This window comes from Streptomyces sp. 3211.6 (genome assembly GCF_003634815.1).
Classification (GTDB): domain Bacteria; phylum Actinomycetota; class Actinomycetes; order Streptomycetales; family Streptomycetaceae; genus Streptomyces; species Streptomyces katrae_A.
The window spans coordinates 5,908,243-5,923,843 of sequence record NZ_RBXC01000001.1; the positions used below are offsets into that span (position 1 = coordinate 5,908,243).

Here is a 15,601-nt window from a genome sequence, read left to right on the forward strand (position 1 = left end):
CGTTTGGTGGTGTGGTTTCAGGTATGCGGTGTGGCGTACGCAACAAATCCGCTCGTCTGTTTGGCGATTGACTGATGATCCGCCTAGCGTCAGGCGTGCTGTCCGTCAGTTGTGCCAGCCGCACCCGCGGCACCGGGCAGCGATCGCCGAGTCCCCGTCAGGCGCGAGCCTGGGGAGCCGGGGACCCACATCAGTCCCTGGGGTGAATCGGACCGCCTCGCCAGAGGGGGGCCGTAGGAGACCTTCCTGCTCCGAACCCGTCAGCTAACCCGGTAGGCGAGAGGGAAGGAAAGGATCACCCCCGCCATGGCGTTTGGCAGTCGTGCAGCCGGTTCCGGCAAGCACCGTGGTTCGAGCCGCATGAGCCGCAAGACCGCCGGCTACGCCGGCATAGCCGCCCTCGCCACCACGGGCGTGGTCGGCACCCTGGCGGCCCCGGCCTTCGCCGCCGACTCCCACGGCGGCCCGTCCTTCGAGGACACCGGCGCCCTGAACGCGATCGTCGTCGCCGACGGCCTCCAGGACGACATCCAGGTCCAGGCCGAGACCCAGCAGACCGCCGCCGAGTCCGTCGCCGCCCAGGCGCAGGCCGAGGCCGACGCCAAGACGCGCGCCGCCGAGGCGAAGCGCATGGCCGAGGCCAAGGAGAAGGCCGAGCGCGAGGCCGCCGAGAAGGCCGCCCAGGAGGAGGCCCGCAAGCGCCTCAACACCTTCGTGCTCCCGGTCGACGGCTCCTACGTCAGCACCCAGTACGGCGCGGGCGGCGGCATGTGGTCCTCCGGCAGCCACACGGGCGTCGACTTCCACGCCGACGAGGGCACGTCCGTCCACGCGGTGGGCGCGGGCACGATCGTCGAGGCCGGCTGGGGCGGCGCCTACGGCAACAACGTCGTGATCCGCCACAACGACGGCACCTACACCCAGTACGGCCACCTGATGTCGCTGAACGTCTCGGTCGGCGAGACGGTCACCGCGGGACAGCAGATCGGCCTGTCGGGCTCCACCGGCAACTCCAGCGGCCCGCACCTGCACTTCGAGGCCCGCACCGGTGCCACGTACGGCACGGACATCAACCCGCTGGCCTACCTGCGCAACCACGGCGTCGGCATCTGACGCAGGTTTCCACGTCCACGGAAGAAGGCCCCGGCTCCCAGAGCCGGGGCCTTCTTCGTTTTCGCCGTTTCCGTTTCCGATTTCCGGGCGTTCTCGGAAATCGAGCCGTGTTGCAATAGAGTCGCGGCACGGTAGATGGAAACGAAACCCAGCGGAACCCAGCGGAGGTCCGGCCTTGCGTATTCCGGCGCACGCGGTGTGCACAGCGATTCGCGACGATATCGTCTCCGGATTCTTCGGCCCCGGCGGCCGGCTGACCGAGGAGGTGCTCGCCCGCCGGTACGGGGTCTCGCGGGTGCCGGTGCGCGAGGCGCTGCGCACGCTGGAGTCCGAGGGGTTCGTCACCACGCGGCGGCACGCGGGGGCCTGCGTGGCGGAGCCGGGCGAGCAGGAGGCCGCCGATCTGCTGGAGCTGCGGATGCTGCTGGAGCCGCTGGCCGCCTCGCGCGCCGCCCGGCGGCGGACGGATGCGCACCTGAAGGTGCTGCGGGGGCTGGTGCGGCTGGGCCAGGAGCGGGCCAGGCGGGGGCAGGGCGAGGACCTGCGGTCGCTGGGGAGCTGGTTCCACGAGACCCTGGCGCAGGCGTCCGGCAGCCCGGGGCTGATCGCGCTGCTGACGCAGACCCGGCACAAGATCGCCTGGATGTACGAGGTGGGGGCCCCGGCCCGGCCGGTGGACTCCTGGGCGGAACACGGGGCGCTGGTGGACGCGGTCGCGCGGGGGGACGCGGAGCGGGCGCGGGCGGTGGCCGCGCTGCATGCGGAGCGGGCGGTGGGGGTTTTCCGGCTCCGGGTGAGGAGTTTGCAACGTGCCGTAAACACGGGAGGTGGCCGGAATTAACGCCGGGCCCGTATAAAAGGGGCCGGGTCTGGCGGAATTCTATTCCGGTGGAGCGGGATGTGATTTCCGGTCGATTCCCGCTGCGGATGTTTCAGCACGGCGGGCTTTTCCCGACGGGATTGCGCTGCGGCGGCCGTCCGCGGGAGGCTGCCGGGCCTGGGGCCGGAGGCGGCGGGGGCGGCCCGGTACCGGAAACGACGAAGCCGCGGTCCCCGGGGTGGTGGGGGCCGCGGCTTCGGTGAAGGGTCGTGGTCGGTCAGACCGTTTCGGGGAGTTCCTCCAGGCCCTCCGCCACCAGCTTCGCGAGCCGGTCCAGCGCGGCCTCCGCGCCCTCGGCCTCGGACGCCAGGACGATCTCCTCGCCGCCCTGGGCGCCCAGGCCCAGGACCGCCAGCATCGACGCGGCGTTGACGGGGTCGCCGCCCGCCTTCGCGATGGTCACGGGGACGCCGGAAGCGGTCGTCGCGCGGACGAAGATCGAGGCGGGACGAGCGTGCAGGCCCTCGGCCCAGCCGACGTTGACGCGGCGCTCTGCCATGGTGATGCCCTTCAGGTTCTCGCGGTTGTCTAGACCAGTCTCTCACGTCACCCGGAATGCTCGGACCGACCTTCGGCCCGATCCCGCCGCCGTTCGGCCCTCATCAGCTTTGCACTGATTTGCCCCGGCGCGCCTCATTCCCGGGCCCTGTGCCGTCCGGCCTGTCGGAGCCACCCGGCCACCTGGCCGGATCTTCCCCTTAGGCTGGCCCCATGACCATCGCGTCGGACCCCTCGTACCCGGCCCACTGGGAAGCGGACGTAGTGCTGCGCGACGGCGGCACCGCCCGGATCCGCCCCATCACGACCGAGGACGCGGGCCGCCTGGTCAGCTTCTACGAGCAGGTCTCGGACGAGTCGAAGTACTACCGCTTCTTCGCCCCCTACCCCCGCCTCTCCGACCGCGACGTCCACCGCTTCACGCACCACGACTACGTGGACCGCGTCGGCCTCGCCGCGACCATCGGCGGGGAGTTCATCGGCACCGTCCGCTACGACCGCATCGGCCCCGACGGCCGCCCCGCCTCCGCCCCCGCAGACGAGGCCGAGGTGGCCTTCCTCGTCCAGGACGCCCATCAGGGCCGCGGGGTCGCCTCCGCCCTGCTCGAACACATCGGAGCCGTGGCCCGGGAGCGGGGCATCCGCCGCTTCGCGGCCGAGGTGCTGCCCGCCAACACCAAGATGATCAAGGTGTTCACGGACGTCGGCTACCAGCAGAGGCGCAGCTTCGAGGACGGCTCCGTCCACCTCACCCTCGACCTCGAACCCACCGCCGAGTCCCTCGCCGTCCAGCGCGCCCGCGAACAGCGCGCCGAGGCCCGCTCCGTCCAGCGGCTGCTGGCCCCCGGCTCGGTCGCGGTGATCGGCGTCAGCCGCTCCGGATCCGGGGTGGGCGCCGCCACCCTGCGCAACCTGCGCGACGGGGGCTTCCACGGGCACCTCTACGCCGTCAACGAGGCCCGGGCGGCCGGGATGGAGGGCGACCTGCTGGACGGGGTGCGGGCCTACCGCAGCGTCGCGGACATCGGGGCCCCCGTGGACCTCGCCGTGATCGCCGTCCCCGCCGAGCGGGTCGCGGACGCCGTCGCCGACTGCGGGGAACACGGGGTGCAGGGGCTGGTGGTGCTGTCGGCCGGGTACGGGGAGAGCGGCCCGGACGGGCTGGCCCGCCAGCGCGAACTGGTCCGCCAGGTCCGCTCGTACGGGATGCGGCTCATCGGGCCCAACGCCTTCGGGGTGATCAACACCGCGGCGGACGTGGAGCTCAACGCCTCCCTCGCGCCCGCCCCCGCCACCGCCCGCGGCCGGATCGGGCTGTTCACGCAGTCCGGGGCCATCGGCATCGCCCTGCTGTCCGGGCTGCTGCGCCGCGGCGAGGGACTGTCCTCCTTCGTGTCCGCCGGCAACCGGGCGGACGTCTCCGGCAACGACATCCTCCAGTACTGGTACGAGGACGGGGCCACCGACGTGGCCCTCATGTACCTGGAGACCCTCGGCAACCCGCGCAAGTTCACCCGCCTCGCCCGCCGCACCGCCGCCGTCAAGCCCCTCGTCGTCGCCCTCGGCGGCCGCCACACCCCCGCCGGACACCTGGTCCCCGGCACCCGCCTCCCCGAGGCCACCGTCTCCGACCTGCTCCGCCAGGCCGGCGTCATCCGGGTCGACACGGTCACCGAGCTCGTCGACGCCGGGCTCCTGCTGGCCGGCCAGCCCCTGCCGGCCGGCCCCCGGGTGGCCATCCTCGGCAACTCCGAGTCCCTCGGCGTCCTCACGTACGACGCCTGCCTGACCGAGGGGCTGCGGCCGCTGCCCCCGCTGGACCTGACCACCGCCGCCACGCCCGAGGACTTCCGCACCGCCCTCACCGCCGCCCTGGCCTCCGAGGACTGCGACGCCGTCGTCGTCACCGCCATCCCCTGGGTCGGCGAGCGGGCCCTGGCCGACGACCTCGCGGAGGCCCTGCGCGAGGCCGTCGCCGAGGTCCCCGGCAAGCCCGTCGCCGTCGTCCACGTCGAGCTCGGCGAACTCGTCGAGGCCCTCTCCGCCGCCCGGCCCACCGCCCCGGCCGCCACCCCGCCGCCCGCCGCCCCCGGCGACCGCACCCCGCCCGCCGCCCCCGGCGCGGCTCCCGCTCCGGCCCCCGCCCCCGGCGCGGCTCCCGCTCCGGCCCCCGCCCCCGGCGTGGCCGCCGCCCCCGCCCCCGGCGCGGCCGCCGCCCCCGCCCCGGTCCCCGGCGGACGGATCCCCGCCTACCCCGCCGCCGAGCGCGCCGTGAAGGCCCTCGCCGAAGCCGTCCGCTACGCCCAGTGGCGCCGCGCCAACGCGGACGCCGGGCACGTCCCCGAGTACGAGGACATCGACGAGAGCGGCGCCGCTGCCCAGCTCGCCTCCCTCGTCGCCGGGGTCGCCGAGGGAGCCGCGCTGACCCTGGACGAGCCCGACGCCCGCGAGCTCCTCGCCCGCTACGGGATCCGGGTCCTGCCCACCCTCCCCGCCCCCAGCGCCGACGCCGCCGCCCGCGCGGCCCGCGTCCTCGGCTACCCCGTCGCCCTCAAGACCACCGCCCCCCACCTGCGCCACCGCGCCGACCTGGGTGGCGTACGCCTGGACCTCACCACCGAGGCCGAGCTGCGGCGCTCCTACGAGGAACTCACCGAAGCCCTCGGCAAGCCCGCCGAGCTGCTGCCCGTCGTCCAGTCGATGGCCCCGCGCGGGGTGGACACCGTCGTCCGCTCCGTCGTCGACCCCGCCGCCGGCGCCGTCCTCTCCTTCGGGCTCGCCGGAGTCCCCTCCGAGCTCCTCGGTGACACCGCGCACCGCCTGGTCCCCGCCACCGACCGTGACGCCGCGGGACTGGTCCGCGCCCTGCGCGCCGCGCCCCTCCTCTTCGGCTGGCGCGGCAGCGACCCCGTCGACACCCCCGCCCTGGAGGAACTGCTGCTGCGGCTGTCCCGCCTGGTGGACGACCATCCCGAAGTGACCGGAGTCTCCCTGGAGCCGGTCGTCGTCGCCACGGAGGGCCTCTCCGTGCTCAGCGCCACCGTGCGGGTCGCCCACCCGCCCGCGCGGACCGACCTCGGACCGCGGACCCTGCCCAGCTACTGACCGACGGGCAGGTAGGGGGACCCCGTACGGGCCTTAGGATGGACCTCATGGCGAAATCCGGTACGACGACCCAGGGGCTGCGCGCGGCGATCGAGCGCAGCGGCTACTACCCGGCCCTCGTGGCCGAGGCCGTGGAGGCCGCGGTGGGCGGCGAGCCGGTCTCGTCGTACGTGGTCCACCAGGAGACCACCTTCGACTCCAACGAGGTGCGCCGGCACGTGACCGTGCTGGTCCTCACCGACAGCCGGTTCATCGTCAGCCATACCGACGAGCAGGCCGCCGACGCCGGGTCCCCCTCCCCGTACGCGACCACCTCCACCGAGTCGGTCAAGCTCGGCTCGATCTCCTCCGTGGTGCTCAGCCGCGTCGTCGCCAACCCGGAGTCCTACACGCCCGGGCAGCTGCCCCGCGAGGTCGTCCTGACCATCGGCTGGGGCGCGGTCTCGCGCATCGACCTGGAGCCCGCCGCCTGCGGCGACCCCAACTGCGACTCCGACCACGGCTACACCGGCAACTCCACCGCCGACGACCTCAGCCTGCGCGTCAGCGAGGCCGGCGACGGCCCCGAGACCGTCCGCCAGACCCTGCTCTTCGCCCAGGCGCTCTCCGAGGCCACCGCGGCCACCACCCGCTGATGGCGTACTCCGTGCCGCCGAACTGGCAGGACGAACCGGAACTCCTCGACCTCGCAGACGCCCCGGTCCCGCACTACGGAACCGGCTCGCTCGCCGACCTGCTGCCGACCCTGGCGGCGGGCCAGGGCGTCCCCGGGCTCACCGCCGGGATCGCCGAGCTGACCCCGGCCGACCGCAACTGCGTCTTCCTCGTCGACGGCATGGGCTGGGAGCAGATCAAGGCCCACCCGGAGTACGCCCCCTTCCTCACCTCCCTCCTCGCGAGCTCCCGCGGGGGCACCGGCCGGCCGCTGACCGCCGGCTTCCCGGCGACCACCGCCACCTCCCTCGCCTCCGTCGGCACCGGCCTGCCGCCCGCCCGGCACGGCCTGCCCGGCTACGCCGTGCGCAACCCGGCCTCCGGCGAGCTGATGAACCAGCTGCGCTGGTACCCGTGGACCCCGCCCAAGCCCTGGCAGCCGTACCCGACGGTCTTCCAGCTCGCGGACGCGGCCGGCGTGCACACCGCCCAGGTGTCCGCGCCCAACTTCCAGAGCACCCCGCTCACCCAGATCGCCCTCAGCGGCGGCACCTTCCACGGCCGGATGACCGGCGAGGAACGGATGGACCTCGCCGCGATCCAGCTCGCGGCCGGTGAGCGCTCCCTCGTGTACACGTACTACAGCGAGCTCGACGGGGCCGGACACCGCCACGGCGTGGACTCCGACGCCTGGCGCGGCCAGCTCATGTACGTGGACCGGCTCGTGCAGCGGCTCGCCGAACAGCTGCCGCCGCGCACCGCCCTCTACGTGACCTCCGACCACGGCATGGTCGACGTCCCCTTCGACGAGGACTCGCGCATCGACTTCGACGAGGACTGGGAGCTGGGCGCGGGAGTCGCCCTGCTCGGCGGCGAGGGCCGCGCCCGGCACGTCTACGCGGTGCCCGGCGCCGAGGCCGACGTGCTGACCGTGTGGCGCGAGGTACTCGGCGACCGTTTCTGGATCGCGAGCCGCGAAGAGGCCCTGGAGCTGGGCTGGTTCGGCGCGCCGGGGGAGTGCGACGAGCGGGTCCTCGGCCGGATCGGCGACGTGATCGCCGCCGCCCACGCCGACGCCGCGATCACCGCCTCCCGCAACGAGCCCAACGAGTCGGCCCTCACCGGTATGCACGGCTCCATGACGGCGGCGGAACAGCTGGTCCCGCTCCTCGAAGTCCGCACCTGAGCCCTCCGCCGCCCCACCCCTCCTCCCCGCCCCCACGACCCGAAAGGTCCCGTACTTCCCATGCCCGAGCTGGTGTTCTTCTCCGGAACGATGGACTGCGGGAAGAGCACACTGGCTCTCCAGATCGGCCACAACCGCTCCGCCCGAGGCCTCCAGGGCGTGATCTTCACGCGCGACGACCGGGCGGGCGAGGGCAAGATCTCCTCCCGGCTCGGCCTGGTGACCGAGGCGGTCGAGGCCGCCGAGGGCATGGACCTCTACGCCTACCTGGTGGAGCTGCTGTCCAAGGGCGGCAAGGCCGACTACGTGATCGTGGACGAGGCGCAGTTCCTCGCGCCCGAGCAGATCGACCAGCTGGCCCGCATCGTCGACGACCTCGACATGGACGTCTTCGCCTTCGGCATCACCACCGACTTCCGCACCAAGCTCTTCCCCGGCTCCCAGCGGCTGATCGAGCTGGCCGACCGGATCGAGCAGCTCCAGGTCGAGGCCCTGTGCTGGTGCGGGGCCCGGGCCACGCACAACGCCCGTACGGTGGGCGGGGTCATGGTGGTCGAGGGCGCCCAGGTGGTGGTCGGCGACGTCAACCGCCCGGCGGAGGAGATCGGCTACGAGGTCCTGTGCCGCCGCCACCACCGCCGCCGCCTCACCTCCGCCTCGGCCCACGCCGGCGCCCTCTCCCCGGACGTCCTCCCCGTCAACCACGCCTGACCGGGCGCATCAGCCGGTCGGTGCCACCAAAGCGTGCTCGTAGGCGATGATGACGAGGTGGACGCGGTCGCGGGCGTCGAGTTTGGCCAGCAGGCGCGTCACGTACGCCTTGACGGTCGCGCCGCTGATGAACATCGCCTCGGCGATCTCGGCGTTCGACATGCCCCGGCCGATCAACGTAAGTACCTCGAGCTCGCGGTCGGTGACCCCCAGGACTGCCTTGGACGGCGGCGGGACGGCCCGCTGCGGGCGATCGGCGAACTCCTCGATCAGGCGGCGCGTCACCTTCGGCGCTATGAGCGCATCCCCGTCGGCCACGACCCGTACCGCCGTGATGATGTCGTCCAGGGCCATGTCCTTGACGAGGAATCCCGAAGCCCCGGCCCGCAAGGAGTCGTAGACGTTGTCGTCGTCGTCGAACGTCGTCAGGACGATGACGTGCGGGGCGCCGGTGTCCTTCGTGATCATCCGGGTGGCCTCGATGCCGTCCATGCCGGGCATGCGGATGTCCATGACGACGACGTCGGGATTCAGATCCCGGACCAGCTGTACGGCCTCGGCGCCGTTCCCGGCTTCTCCGACGACCTCGATGTCCGGGATGTCGGCGATCACCATGCCCAGCCCGGTGCGGATCAGCGGCTGGTCGTCGGCGAGCACGACGCGGACCGGCATCAGACCTCCATCGGGATGGGGAGACGGGCGGTCACGCGGTAGCCGCCCTCGGGGCGCGGACCGGCGGTGAAGTCGCCGTGCAGCAGTTTCACCCGGTCACGCATCCCGGCGATACCGTAGCCGCTGCCTTCGCCTCCGCCGCTCCCGGATCCGCTGTCGACGATCACGACGGACAGTTCGGAGGGGTGGAATACCACGGAGACGCGGCACTGCTGTGTTCTGGAGTGCTTCACCACGTTGGTGACGGACTCCTGGATGATGCGGAACGCGGACAAGTCGACCTCCGGTGGCAGAGGACGCCTCTCGCCGCGCCACTCGACGTCCACGCGGACGCCGGCGTCCCTCACGTTCTCCACGAGCTTGTCGACGTCTTCGAGCCCGGCGGCCGGCTTCCCGGCGTCACCGGACGCGGCGTCGTGGAGCGCGCCGAGCATGCGCCGTAGGCCGGCGAGCGTCTCCCGGCTCGTGTCCTCGATGGCGCCGAGGGCCCTGCGCGCCCCCTCCGGCTGCGTATCGATGACCCGCCGGGCGGCCCCGGCCTGGAACGCCACGACGCCGATGCTGTGGGCGACCATGTCATGCAGTTCCCGGGCGATCCGCAGCCGCTCGGCCGTCACCGCCTGCTCCGCGACCCGGGTGCGCATCTGCTCGGTGTGCTCCCGTTCCTGACGGCGCGCGTTCCCGATGACCCAGGCGACCACGATCATCATCAGGACGACCGCCTCGACCGAGGTGCCCACCCGGAGTCCCAGCGCCAGGCGCGTGCCGATGTAGCCGAGGAGCCCGGTCAGGGCCAGCCCCGCGGCGCACAACGACGTCCGCCGCGCCTCGGCGGCGGTGGCGAAGCAGAGGGCGACGCAGACCGGCAGGTACTGCTCGGGCGCGATGCTGGTCGTGTGCAGGGGGCCGTTGGTCAGGACCAGCGCGCTGACCACCAGCATCGTCATCGATGTCAGCGGTCGACGGGTCAAGAGCCGGCAGGCGCCCGCCAGCAGGGCCACTGCCAGGAGCAAGGTCGCCAGCTCGCGGTGGTCCATCGAGAACGGCTCGATGCGGTGGCTCTTCTCGCCCCAGGGCTGCAGCTGTTCTCCCGGCCAGCGGATCTGGACGACGAACGAGTAGATCGTGGACACACACCAGGCGAGCGCCGTCCACGCGCCGGGTGTCACACGCCGGACCAGCGTGGGAGGCGGTGTCGTGAGCATGACGCGATCGTAGCCGCGTGATCATCCCTGGGAATCGGACCCGGGGTGTACACCCCAGGTTGGTATCCGCGCTCCGATCCGTGGACGACGCTCCGATGCCGCCGGACCAGGGCGATCGGCACTGTTCTCCGCATGACGAACATGGGCGGTTACGAGGAGCGTGAAGTCGTCGTCCGGCTCACGGACGTACGGAAGGACTTCGGGGACTACGCGGCCCTGGACGGCGTTTCGCTGGAGATCGGCGCGGGCGAGTCGGTCGCCGTGATGGGACCGTCCGGCTCCGGGAAGTCGACCCTGCTGAACATGGTCTCCGGACTCGACCGGCCGACCGCCGGATCGGTCGTCGTCGCCGGGGAGGACCTGGTCGAGCTCGACGAGAAGGGCCTGGCGCTGTTCCGGCGTCGCCGGATCGGCATGATCTTCCAGTTCTTCAACCTGCTGGACGACCTGCCCGCCCTGGACAACATCGCCCTGGCCGGCCAGCTGGTCGGGCTGAAGGCGTCGGCCGCCCGCGAGCGCGCCCTGGAGCTCATGGGCGAACTCTCGATCGCCGACCGTAAGAACATCTATCCCGCCTCACTGTCGGGCGGCGAGCGGCAGCGGGTCGCCACGGCGCGGGCCTTGATGAACCGACCGTCGCTGCTGCTCGCCGACGAGCCGACCGGCGCCCTGGACAGCAGGTCCGGCGACCAGGTGATGCAACTGCTCATGGACCTGAACCAGCTCGGCCAGACCCTCCTGATCGTCACGCACGACCCGCGGCTCGCCGCCCGGTGCGCCCGGCGGGTCGTCGAGGTCGCGGACGGGCGCATCGCCCGGGACCGCCTCGTCGACCACGCCGCGGTCGCAGAGGCCGCACGATGAGCGCCGTGTGGCGGGCTTCCCGCGCGGCGGTGAAGCGCCGCAGACTCCAGACCTTCGTGCTCGGCGTCGTCGTCATGGTCTCCAGTGCCATGGCCGTCGCGACCCTGGCCCTGCTGGCGGCCGTGTCGGGCCCCTTCGACACGGCCTACGACGCCGCGAACGGTGCGCACGTCGTCGCCGAGTTCGACAGCTCGAAGGCGACCGCGGCCCAGATCGCCCAGGCCGCGAACGCCCGCGGCGTCGAGGCCGTCGCAGGCCCGTATCCCGCAGCCGTCCTCCACTCGCCCTCGCAGACCGGCGATCACCCGATCGGGCTGGCCGGTTCCTTCACCGTCGTAGGCCGGGACCGGCCGGACACCGCGGTCGACACCCTCAAGCTCAGCGCCGGCCGCTGGGCGACCGGTCCGGGAGAGATCGTCCTGAACGAGCCGTCGTTCATCGGTCCGGACCAGATCAAGTCCGAGCACGAGGTCGTCACCCCGGACGGCGTGCGTCTCAAGGTCGTCGGTTACGCGAACTCGGCCGGCCAGTCGGCGGGCGGCTGGGTCACCCCGGACCAGGCCCGGGCCCTGCAATCCGGCTCGCCCTCGCTCCAGATGATGTACCGCTTCGATGACGCCGGTTCCGACTCGGCGCTGAAGGCCGGCATGGCTGCTGCCACGAAGGGCCTGCCGTCCGACGCCCTGACGGGGACCGGGTCGTACCTGACCATCAAGGCGAACCTCGCCAAGGGCCCGAACACCTACGTGCCGTTCCTGACGGTCTTCGGCATCCTCGGCCTGACCGTCTCGGTCCTGATCGTGGGCAACGTCGTCAGCGGCGCGGTCGTCTCGGGTTTCCGGCACATCGGAGTCCTCAAGGCCCTGGGGTTCACCCCCCACCAGGTGACGGCGGTCTACCTCGTCATGGTCACGTTCCCGGCGACGATCGGCTGCGCGCTCGGCTCGGTGATCGGCGGCTTCGTGGGCAAGAAGCTGGTGAACCAGGCCTTCTGGGGCCTCTTCGGCAGCGACCTCGTCATGGGCAAGGCCACCGTCCCGACGTGGGTCCATCCGGTGGTGCTGATCGGGATGCCCGCTCTCGTGGCGCTGTCCGCCCTCGTTCCGGCGATGCGCGCCCGTCGCCTCCCCGCCGCAGTGGCCATCAGCGCGGGCGGCGTCCAGCAGACCGGACACGGTCTGGCGGTCCAGCGGTGGCTCGGCGGATCGAGACTGCCGCGCCCGGTGAGCCTGGGCCTGGGCTGGCCGTTCGCCCGGCCGGGCCGCACGGTCCTGACGCTGTCGACGGTCGTGCTCGGCGTCATGACGGTGACGATGGCTCTCGGCATTTCGGCCTCGGTCGTCAAGTTCGGGCAGATGCAGCAGCAGACCGACAAGATCCAGGTGCGCGTCGACGTCAATGACCCCAAGTGGGGGACTCCCGGCCCGACGCACTCCGACGACCGGCTCTTCGCGCTGCTGCGCTCGCTGCCCGGCGCCGAGCACGTGTCCGCGCAGGCCCCGCTGCAGACCCGCATGGCGGGCTGGTCGGGAACCCTCCGTGTGGGCGTCGAGCGTGGTGACACCAAGGAGCTGCATCCGGACCTCGCCCGGGGACGCTGGATCGAGGGGCCGAACGAGGTGGTGGTCTCGTCGGAGTTCTGGCACGAGCACAAGGTGTCCCTCGGCGACACGATCACGCTGGACACCAGCGACGGACCCCAGCCGCAGAAGATCGTCGGCGAGAGCGTCGGGGGATGGGACGTGACGACCCTCGACTGGAACCGGTTCGTCCCGCTCAGCCCGGCCCAGCGCGCCCAGGGCTTCTCCGTCCAGCTCGCGAAGGGCACCGACCCGCAGGCCTACGCCGAGGCGGTCGCGCGTACGGACCCGGGGCTGAACGCGGTGGTGAACGGCGCCTCCGACACACTGGAGAAGGTCATCATCAGCGTGGTGTCGACCCTCACCGTGATGCTGATCGTCGTTTCGAGCCTGGGCGTGTTCAACACGGTGGTCCTCAACACCCGTGAGCGCCGCAAGGACCTGGGGATGCTCAAGTCGATCGGAATGACGCCCCGCCAGGTGATGGCCATGGTGGTGACGTCCATGGCGGTGCTCGGGGCGGCCGGCGGGATCGTCGGCGTCCCGCTCGGGATGCTCGCGCACCGGATCGTCATCCCGATGACCGGACACGGCACCGGGCTCGACCTGCCGGATTCGCTGGTGCAGGTGTGGAACTGGCCGACGGTGGCGTTGCTCGCCCTCTCGGGTTCCGTGATCGCCGCGCTGGGTGCCTGCCTCCCGGCCCGTGGTGCGGCGAAGGCCCCTGTCGCGGAGGTGCTGCGGACGGAGTAGCGGACAACCACGCCTGAACCGCGGCTCCTGCGGACGGACTTCCGTAACTCACGACGACCTGCCCGCGCGAGGGAGCCGGGCCCGAGGGCCCGTCCTACGCTTCGTGAGGTGACGACCGCAGCCGCGCCCGTTCCCGCCCCCACCCACCACGCCCTGCTGGTGCTCCTCCTCCAGCTGGCGCTCCTGCTGCTCCTCGCCGTCTGCCTCGGGCAGCTGGCCGCGCGCTTCAGGCTGCCCGCGATCGTCGGAGAGCTCTGCGCGGGGGTCCTCGTCGGCCCCTCGGTCCTCGGCCATCTGCTGCCCGGCTTCGCCGCCTGGCTGCTGCCGCAGCAGCCCGAGCAGATGCACCTCCTCGACGCGGTCGGGCAGCTCGGCGTCCTGCTCCTCGTCGGGATCACCGGGATGGAACTCCAGTCCGACCTCGTCCGGCGGCGCGGCGCCACCGCGGTACGGGTGAGCGCCGCCGGTCTCATCCTGCCCCTGGTGCTCGGCGTCGCCACGGGCTACCTGCTGCCCCGCTCACTGCTGCCCGCCGGCACCGACCCGACGGTGTTCGCCCTGTTCCTCGGCGTGGCCCTGTGCGTCAGCGCGATCCCGGTGATCGCCAAGACCCTGCTGGACATGGACCTCCTGCACCGCGAGGTCGGCCAGCTGACCCTGGCCTCCGGGGTGATCGACGACGTCGTCGGCTGGTTCCTGCTCTCCGTCGTCTCGGCGATGGCCACGGCCGGTCTGACCGCCGGCCGGCTCGCCGCCTCCCTGCTCTACCCCGTGGGCGTCGTGCTGTTCGCCCTGCTGGTGGGCCGGCCCGCCGTCAGGCTCGCGCTGGGCGCGGCCGGCCGCTCGCCCGAGCCCGGGCCGACCGTCGCCGTGGCGGCGCTGGCCGTACTGCTCGGCTCCGCGGGTACGCACGCCCTGGGTCTGGAGCCGGTCTTCGGGGCCTTCGTCGCCGGCGTACTGATCAGCACCAGCGGCAGACCGGACCGGGAGAAACTGGCCCCGCTGCGCACCACGGTGCTGGCCTTCCTCGCGCCGCTCTACTTCGCCACGGCCGGGCTCCGGACGGACCTGACGGCGCTGGCCAGGCCGGAGGTCCTGGCCGCGGCCTGCGCGGTCCTCGCCGTGGCCGTCGTCGGCAAGTTCGCGGGGGCCTACGCCGGGGCGAAGCTGAGCCGGCTCAGCGGCTGGGAGGCCCTCGCCCTCGGCGCCGGCATGAACTCCCGCGGGGTGATCGAGGTGATCGTGGCGATGACGGGCCTGCGGCTCGGCATCCTCGGACCCGAGGCGTACACCGTCGTCATCCTCGTCGCGATCGTGACCTCCCTCATGGCCCCGCCCCTCCTGCGCCTGGCCATGGCCCGCGTCGAGGAGGGTCCGGACCCGCAACCCCACCCGGCCCCGGCTGCCGCGGCCGGTGTCTGACCCGCCCCGGATCAGCCCAGCGGGCCCGCGATGGCCGCCAGGGCGGCGAGGTGCCGGCGGTAGCCGGCCAGGCCGTCCTCCGTCAGCCGCAGCCAGGTCCGCGGCCTGCGCCCGACCCGCCCCTTCTCGACGGCCACCCAGCCCTCCTCCTCCAGCCGCGTCACCTGCTTGGACAGCGCGGAGTCGGTGATCTCCACGAGGTCCCGCACGGAGGCGAACTCGGCCTTCTCCACGGGCGCGAGCGCCGCCACGATCGACAGCCGCACCGCCGAGGAGAGCAGCGGTGCGAGGGCGTGGCGTGGATGCGGGGAGCGCCCCGGATCCGCGGGGGTCTGCGTGCTCATGCCGCCCGCGTCCCCTGCCGGGCCGCCACGGCGGGCGGCAGCGCGCACACGAGCGCGGCGGCGGCCGCGAAGCCGGCACTGTCCGGGAAGACGGCGAGGCCGGCCGCGAGCGCCGCCGCGTAGCAGGCCGCCCACGCACCGACCGCCGTCAGGTGCCGGCGGGCGTACCCCCGCGGAACCACCGGCTGCCGCGTCGCGAACACCGACAGCCCCGTCACCACCAGGGCGTTCGCCAGCGAGCACACCAGCGCGCCGGCCGGCCCGTGCCACAGCAGCACCGCCGGGACGAGGGCGAGCTGCCATCCGGCGAACGCCCACAAGTATCCGGCGTGCCAGCGGCCCCGCCTGCGTGCCTGGGCCTCGATGCGTGCGACGCCGCTCAGTGCGACTGCCGCGGCTGCTCGTTCGGACATGGGTCGTCCCCTCCCCGTAGTGCTCCGGGCGGCCTGTGCATGGCCACCCGGCATCTAGTTTCCACTATGGAAAGTAGTTGGCGATGCGTCAGGTGTCCATATCGCCGTACGAGTCCGGGGTGTGGCCGGAACGTGTCGGGTCGCACCTGCGGTGGACCGGCATGATCTACCGTGGGGCGGCATCTGCTGGTGTGGCGTGAG

The 15,601-nt window shown here is 72.7% G+C and carries 14 protein-coding genes and 1 riboswitch; of the genes, 9 read left to right on the plus strand and 5 right to left on the minus strand.

Annotated features, from left to right (window positions below; genetic code table 11):
- Positions 1-134 precede the first annotated feature (134 nt).
- Positions 135-294, plus strand: a riboswitch (cyclic di-AMP (ydaO/yuaA leader).
- A gap of 12 nt (positions 295-306) precedes the next feature.
- Both BX286_RS27305 and BX286_RS27310 read left to right on the plus strand, forming a co-directional pair.
- Entirely contained in the window at positions 307-1,113 is an 807-nt protein-coding gene (locus tag BX286_RS27305; protein ID WP_079430155.1) for a M23 family metallopeptidase, read from the plus strand.
- 175 nt (positions 1,114-1,288) lie between these two features.
- Positions 1,289-1,954 (plus strand): GntR family transcriptional regulator, encoded by a 666-nt coding sequence (locus tag BX286_RS27310; protein WP_079430156.1) that lies wholly within the window; start codon positions 1,289-1,291, stop codon positions 1,952-1,954.
- 256 nt (positions 1,955-2,210) lie between these two features.
- On the opposite strand, the gene BX286_RS27315 is transcribed toward BX286_RS27310, so the two are convergent.
- Positions 2,211-2,492, minus strand: a complete 282-nt coding sequence (locus tag BX286_RS27315) for an HPr family phosphocarrier protein (RefSeq protein ID WP_079430157.1) — start codon at positions 2,490-2,492, stop codon at positions 2,211-2,213.
- Between the two features lie 212 nt (positions 2,493-2,704).
- Between BX286_RS27315 and BX286_RS27320 the strand changes: the two genes are divergently transcribed.
- Genes BX286_RS27320 through BX286_RS27335 form a run of 4 tightly spaced genes read left to right on the plus strand, consistent with a single transcriptional unit; the run spans position 2,705 to position 8,147 of the window.
- Positions 2,705-5,596, plus strand: a complete 2,892-nt coding sequence (locus tag BX286_RS27320; RefSeq protein ID WP_121016556.1) for a bifunctional GNAT family N-acetyltransferase/acetate--CoA ligase family protein — start codon at positions 2,705-2,707, stop codon at positions 5,594-5,596.
- A gap of 47 nt (positions 5,597-5,643) precedes the next feature.
- The gene (locus BX286_RS27325) at positions 5,644-6,231 is read left to right on the plus strand and encodes a DUF5998 family protein (RefSeq protein ID WP_079431993.1); all 588 of its coding nucleotides are present in this window, start codon (positions 5,644-5,646) and stop codon (positions 6,229-6,231) included.
- Complete coding sequence (locus BX286_RS27330; protein WP_079430158.1) at positions 6,231-7,436, plus strand: alkaline phosphatase family protein; 1,206 nt, start codon at positions 6,231-6,233, stop codon at positions 7,434-7,436. Before BX286_RS27325 ends, BX286_RS27330 begins: the two co-directional genes overlap by 1 nt.
- 60 nt (positions 7,437-7,496) lie before the next feature.
- Complete coding sequence (locus tag BX286_RS27335; RefSeq protein WP_079430159.1) at positions 7,497-8,147, plus strand: thymidine kinase; 651 nt, start codon at positions 7,497-7,499, stop codon at positions 8,145-8,147.
- Between the two features lie 9 nt (positions 8,148-8,156).
- Here the strand turns inward: BX286_RS27335 and BX286_RS27340 are convergent, their stop codons facing one another.
- The gene (locus BX286_RS27340; protein ID WP_079430160.1) at positions 8,157-8,819 is read right to left on the minus strand and encodes a response regulator transcription factor; all 663 of its coding nucleotides are present in this window, start codon (positions 8,817-8,819) and stop codon (positions 8,157-8,159) included.
- Positions 8,819-10,024, minus strand: a complete 1,206-nt coding sequence (locus BX286_RS27345) for a sensor histidine kinase (RefSeq protein ID WP_121016557.1) — start codon at positions 10,022-10,024, stop codon at positions 8,819-8,821. Before BX286_RS27345 ends, BX286_RS27340 begins: the two co-directional genes overlap by 1 nt.
- 132 nt (positions 10,025-10,156) lie before the next feature.
- Here BX286_RS27345 and BX286_RS27350 point away from each other — a divergent pair, with 132 nt between their 5' ends.
- The 3 genes from BX286_RS27350 (at position 10,157) to BX286_RS27360 (ending at position 14,643) form a co-directional block, all read left to right on the plus strand.
- The gene (locus tag BX286_RS27350; protein WP_079430162.1) at positions 10,157-10,888 is read left to right on the plus strand and encodes an ABC transporter ATP-binding protein; all 732 of its coding nucleotides are present in this window, start codon (positions 10,157-10,159) and stop codon (positions 10,886-10,888) included.
- Between the two features lie 5 nt (positions 10,889-10,893).
- Complete coding sequence (locus tag BX286_RS27355; RefSeq protein WP_121016559.1) at positions 10,894-13,221, plus strand: FtsX-like permease family protein; 2,328 nt, start codon at positions 10,894-10,896, stop codon at positions 13,219-13,221.
- A 108-nt stretch (positions 13,222-13,329) separates the two neighbouring features.
- Positions 13,330-14,643 carry a cation:proton antiporter gene (locus BX286_RS27360; protein WP_121016561.1) on the plus strand — a complete coding sequence of 438 codons (1,314 nt, stop codon included), beginning with the start codon at positions 13,330-13,332 and terminating at the stop codon, positions 14,641-14,643.
- Between the two features lie 11 nt (positions 14,644-14,654).
- On the opposite strand, the gene BX286_RS27365 is transcribed toward BX286_RS27360, so the two are convergent.
- Both BX286_RS27365 and BX286_RS27370 read right to left on the minus strand, forming a co-directional pair.
- On the minus strand, positions 14,655-14,987 hold the full coding sequence (locus BX286_RS27365; RefSeq protein WP_079430165.1) for a transcriptional regulator: 333 nt from the start codon (positions 14,985-14,987) through the stop codon (positions 14,655-14,657).
- Entirely contained in the window at positions 14,984-15,400 is a 417-nt protein-coding gene (locus BX286_RS27370; RefSeq protein ID WP_121016563.1) for a hypothetical protein, read from the minus strand. Before BX286_RS27370 ends, BX286_RS27365 begins: the two co-directional genes overlap by 4 nt.
- Positions 15,401-15,601: the final 201 nt, after the last annotated feature.

Bases quoted from the DNA above. Each gene is read 5' to 3' on its own strand.
- BX286_RS27305 (WP_079430155.1), top strand. From the start codon at position 307: ATGGCGTTTGGCAGTCGTGCAGCCGGTTCCGGCAAGCACCGTGGTTCG.
- BX286_RS27315 (WP_079430157.1), bottom strand. From the start codon at position 2,492: ATGGCAGAGCGCCGCGTCAACGTCGGCTGGGCCGAGGGCCTGCACGCT.
- BX286_RS27320 (WP_121016556.1), top strand. From the start codon at position 2,705: ATGACCATCGCGTCGGACCCCTCGTACCCGGCCCACTGGGAAGCGGAC.
- BX286_RS27325 (WP_079431993.1), top strand. From the start codon at position 5,644: ATGGCGAAATCCGGTACGACGACCCAGGGGCTGCGCGCGGCGATCGAG.
- BX286_RS27330 (WP_079430158.1), top strand. From the start codon at position 6,231: ATGGCGTACTCCGTGCCGCCGAACTGGCAGGACGAACCGGAACTCCTC.
- BX286_RS27335 (WP_079430159.1), top strand. From the start codon at position 7,497: ATGCCCGAGCTGGTGTTCTTCTCCGGAACGATGGACTGCGGGAAGAGC.
- BX286_RS27340 (WP_079430160.1), bottom strand. From the start codon at position 8,819: ATGCCGGTCCGCGTCGTGCTCGCCGACGACCAGCCGCTGATCCGCACC.
- BX286_RS27345 (WP_121016557.1), bottom strand. From the start codon at position 10,024: ATGCTCACGACACCGCCTCCCACGCTGGTCCGGCGTGTGACACCCGGC.
- BX286_RS27350 (WP_079430162.1), top strand. From the start codon at position 10,157: ATGACGAACATGGGCGGTTACGAGGAGCGTGAAGTCGTCGTCCGGCTC.
- BX286_RS27365 (WP_079430165.1), bottom strand. From the start codon at position 14,987: ATGAGCACGCAGACCCCCGCGGATCCGGGGCGCTCCCCGCATCCACGC.
- BX286_RS27370 (WP_121016563.1), bottom strand. From the start codon at position 15,400: ATGTCCGAACGAGCAGCCGCGGCAGTCGCACTGAGCGGCGTCGCACGC.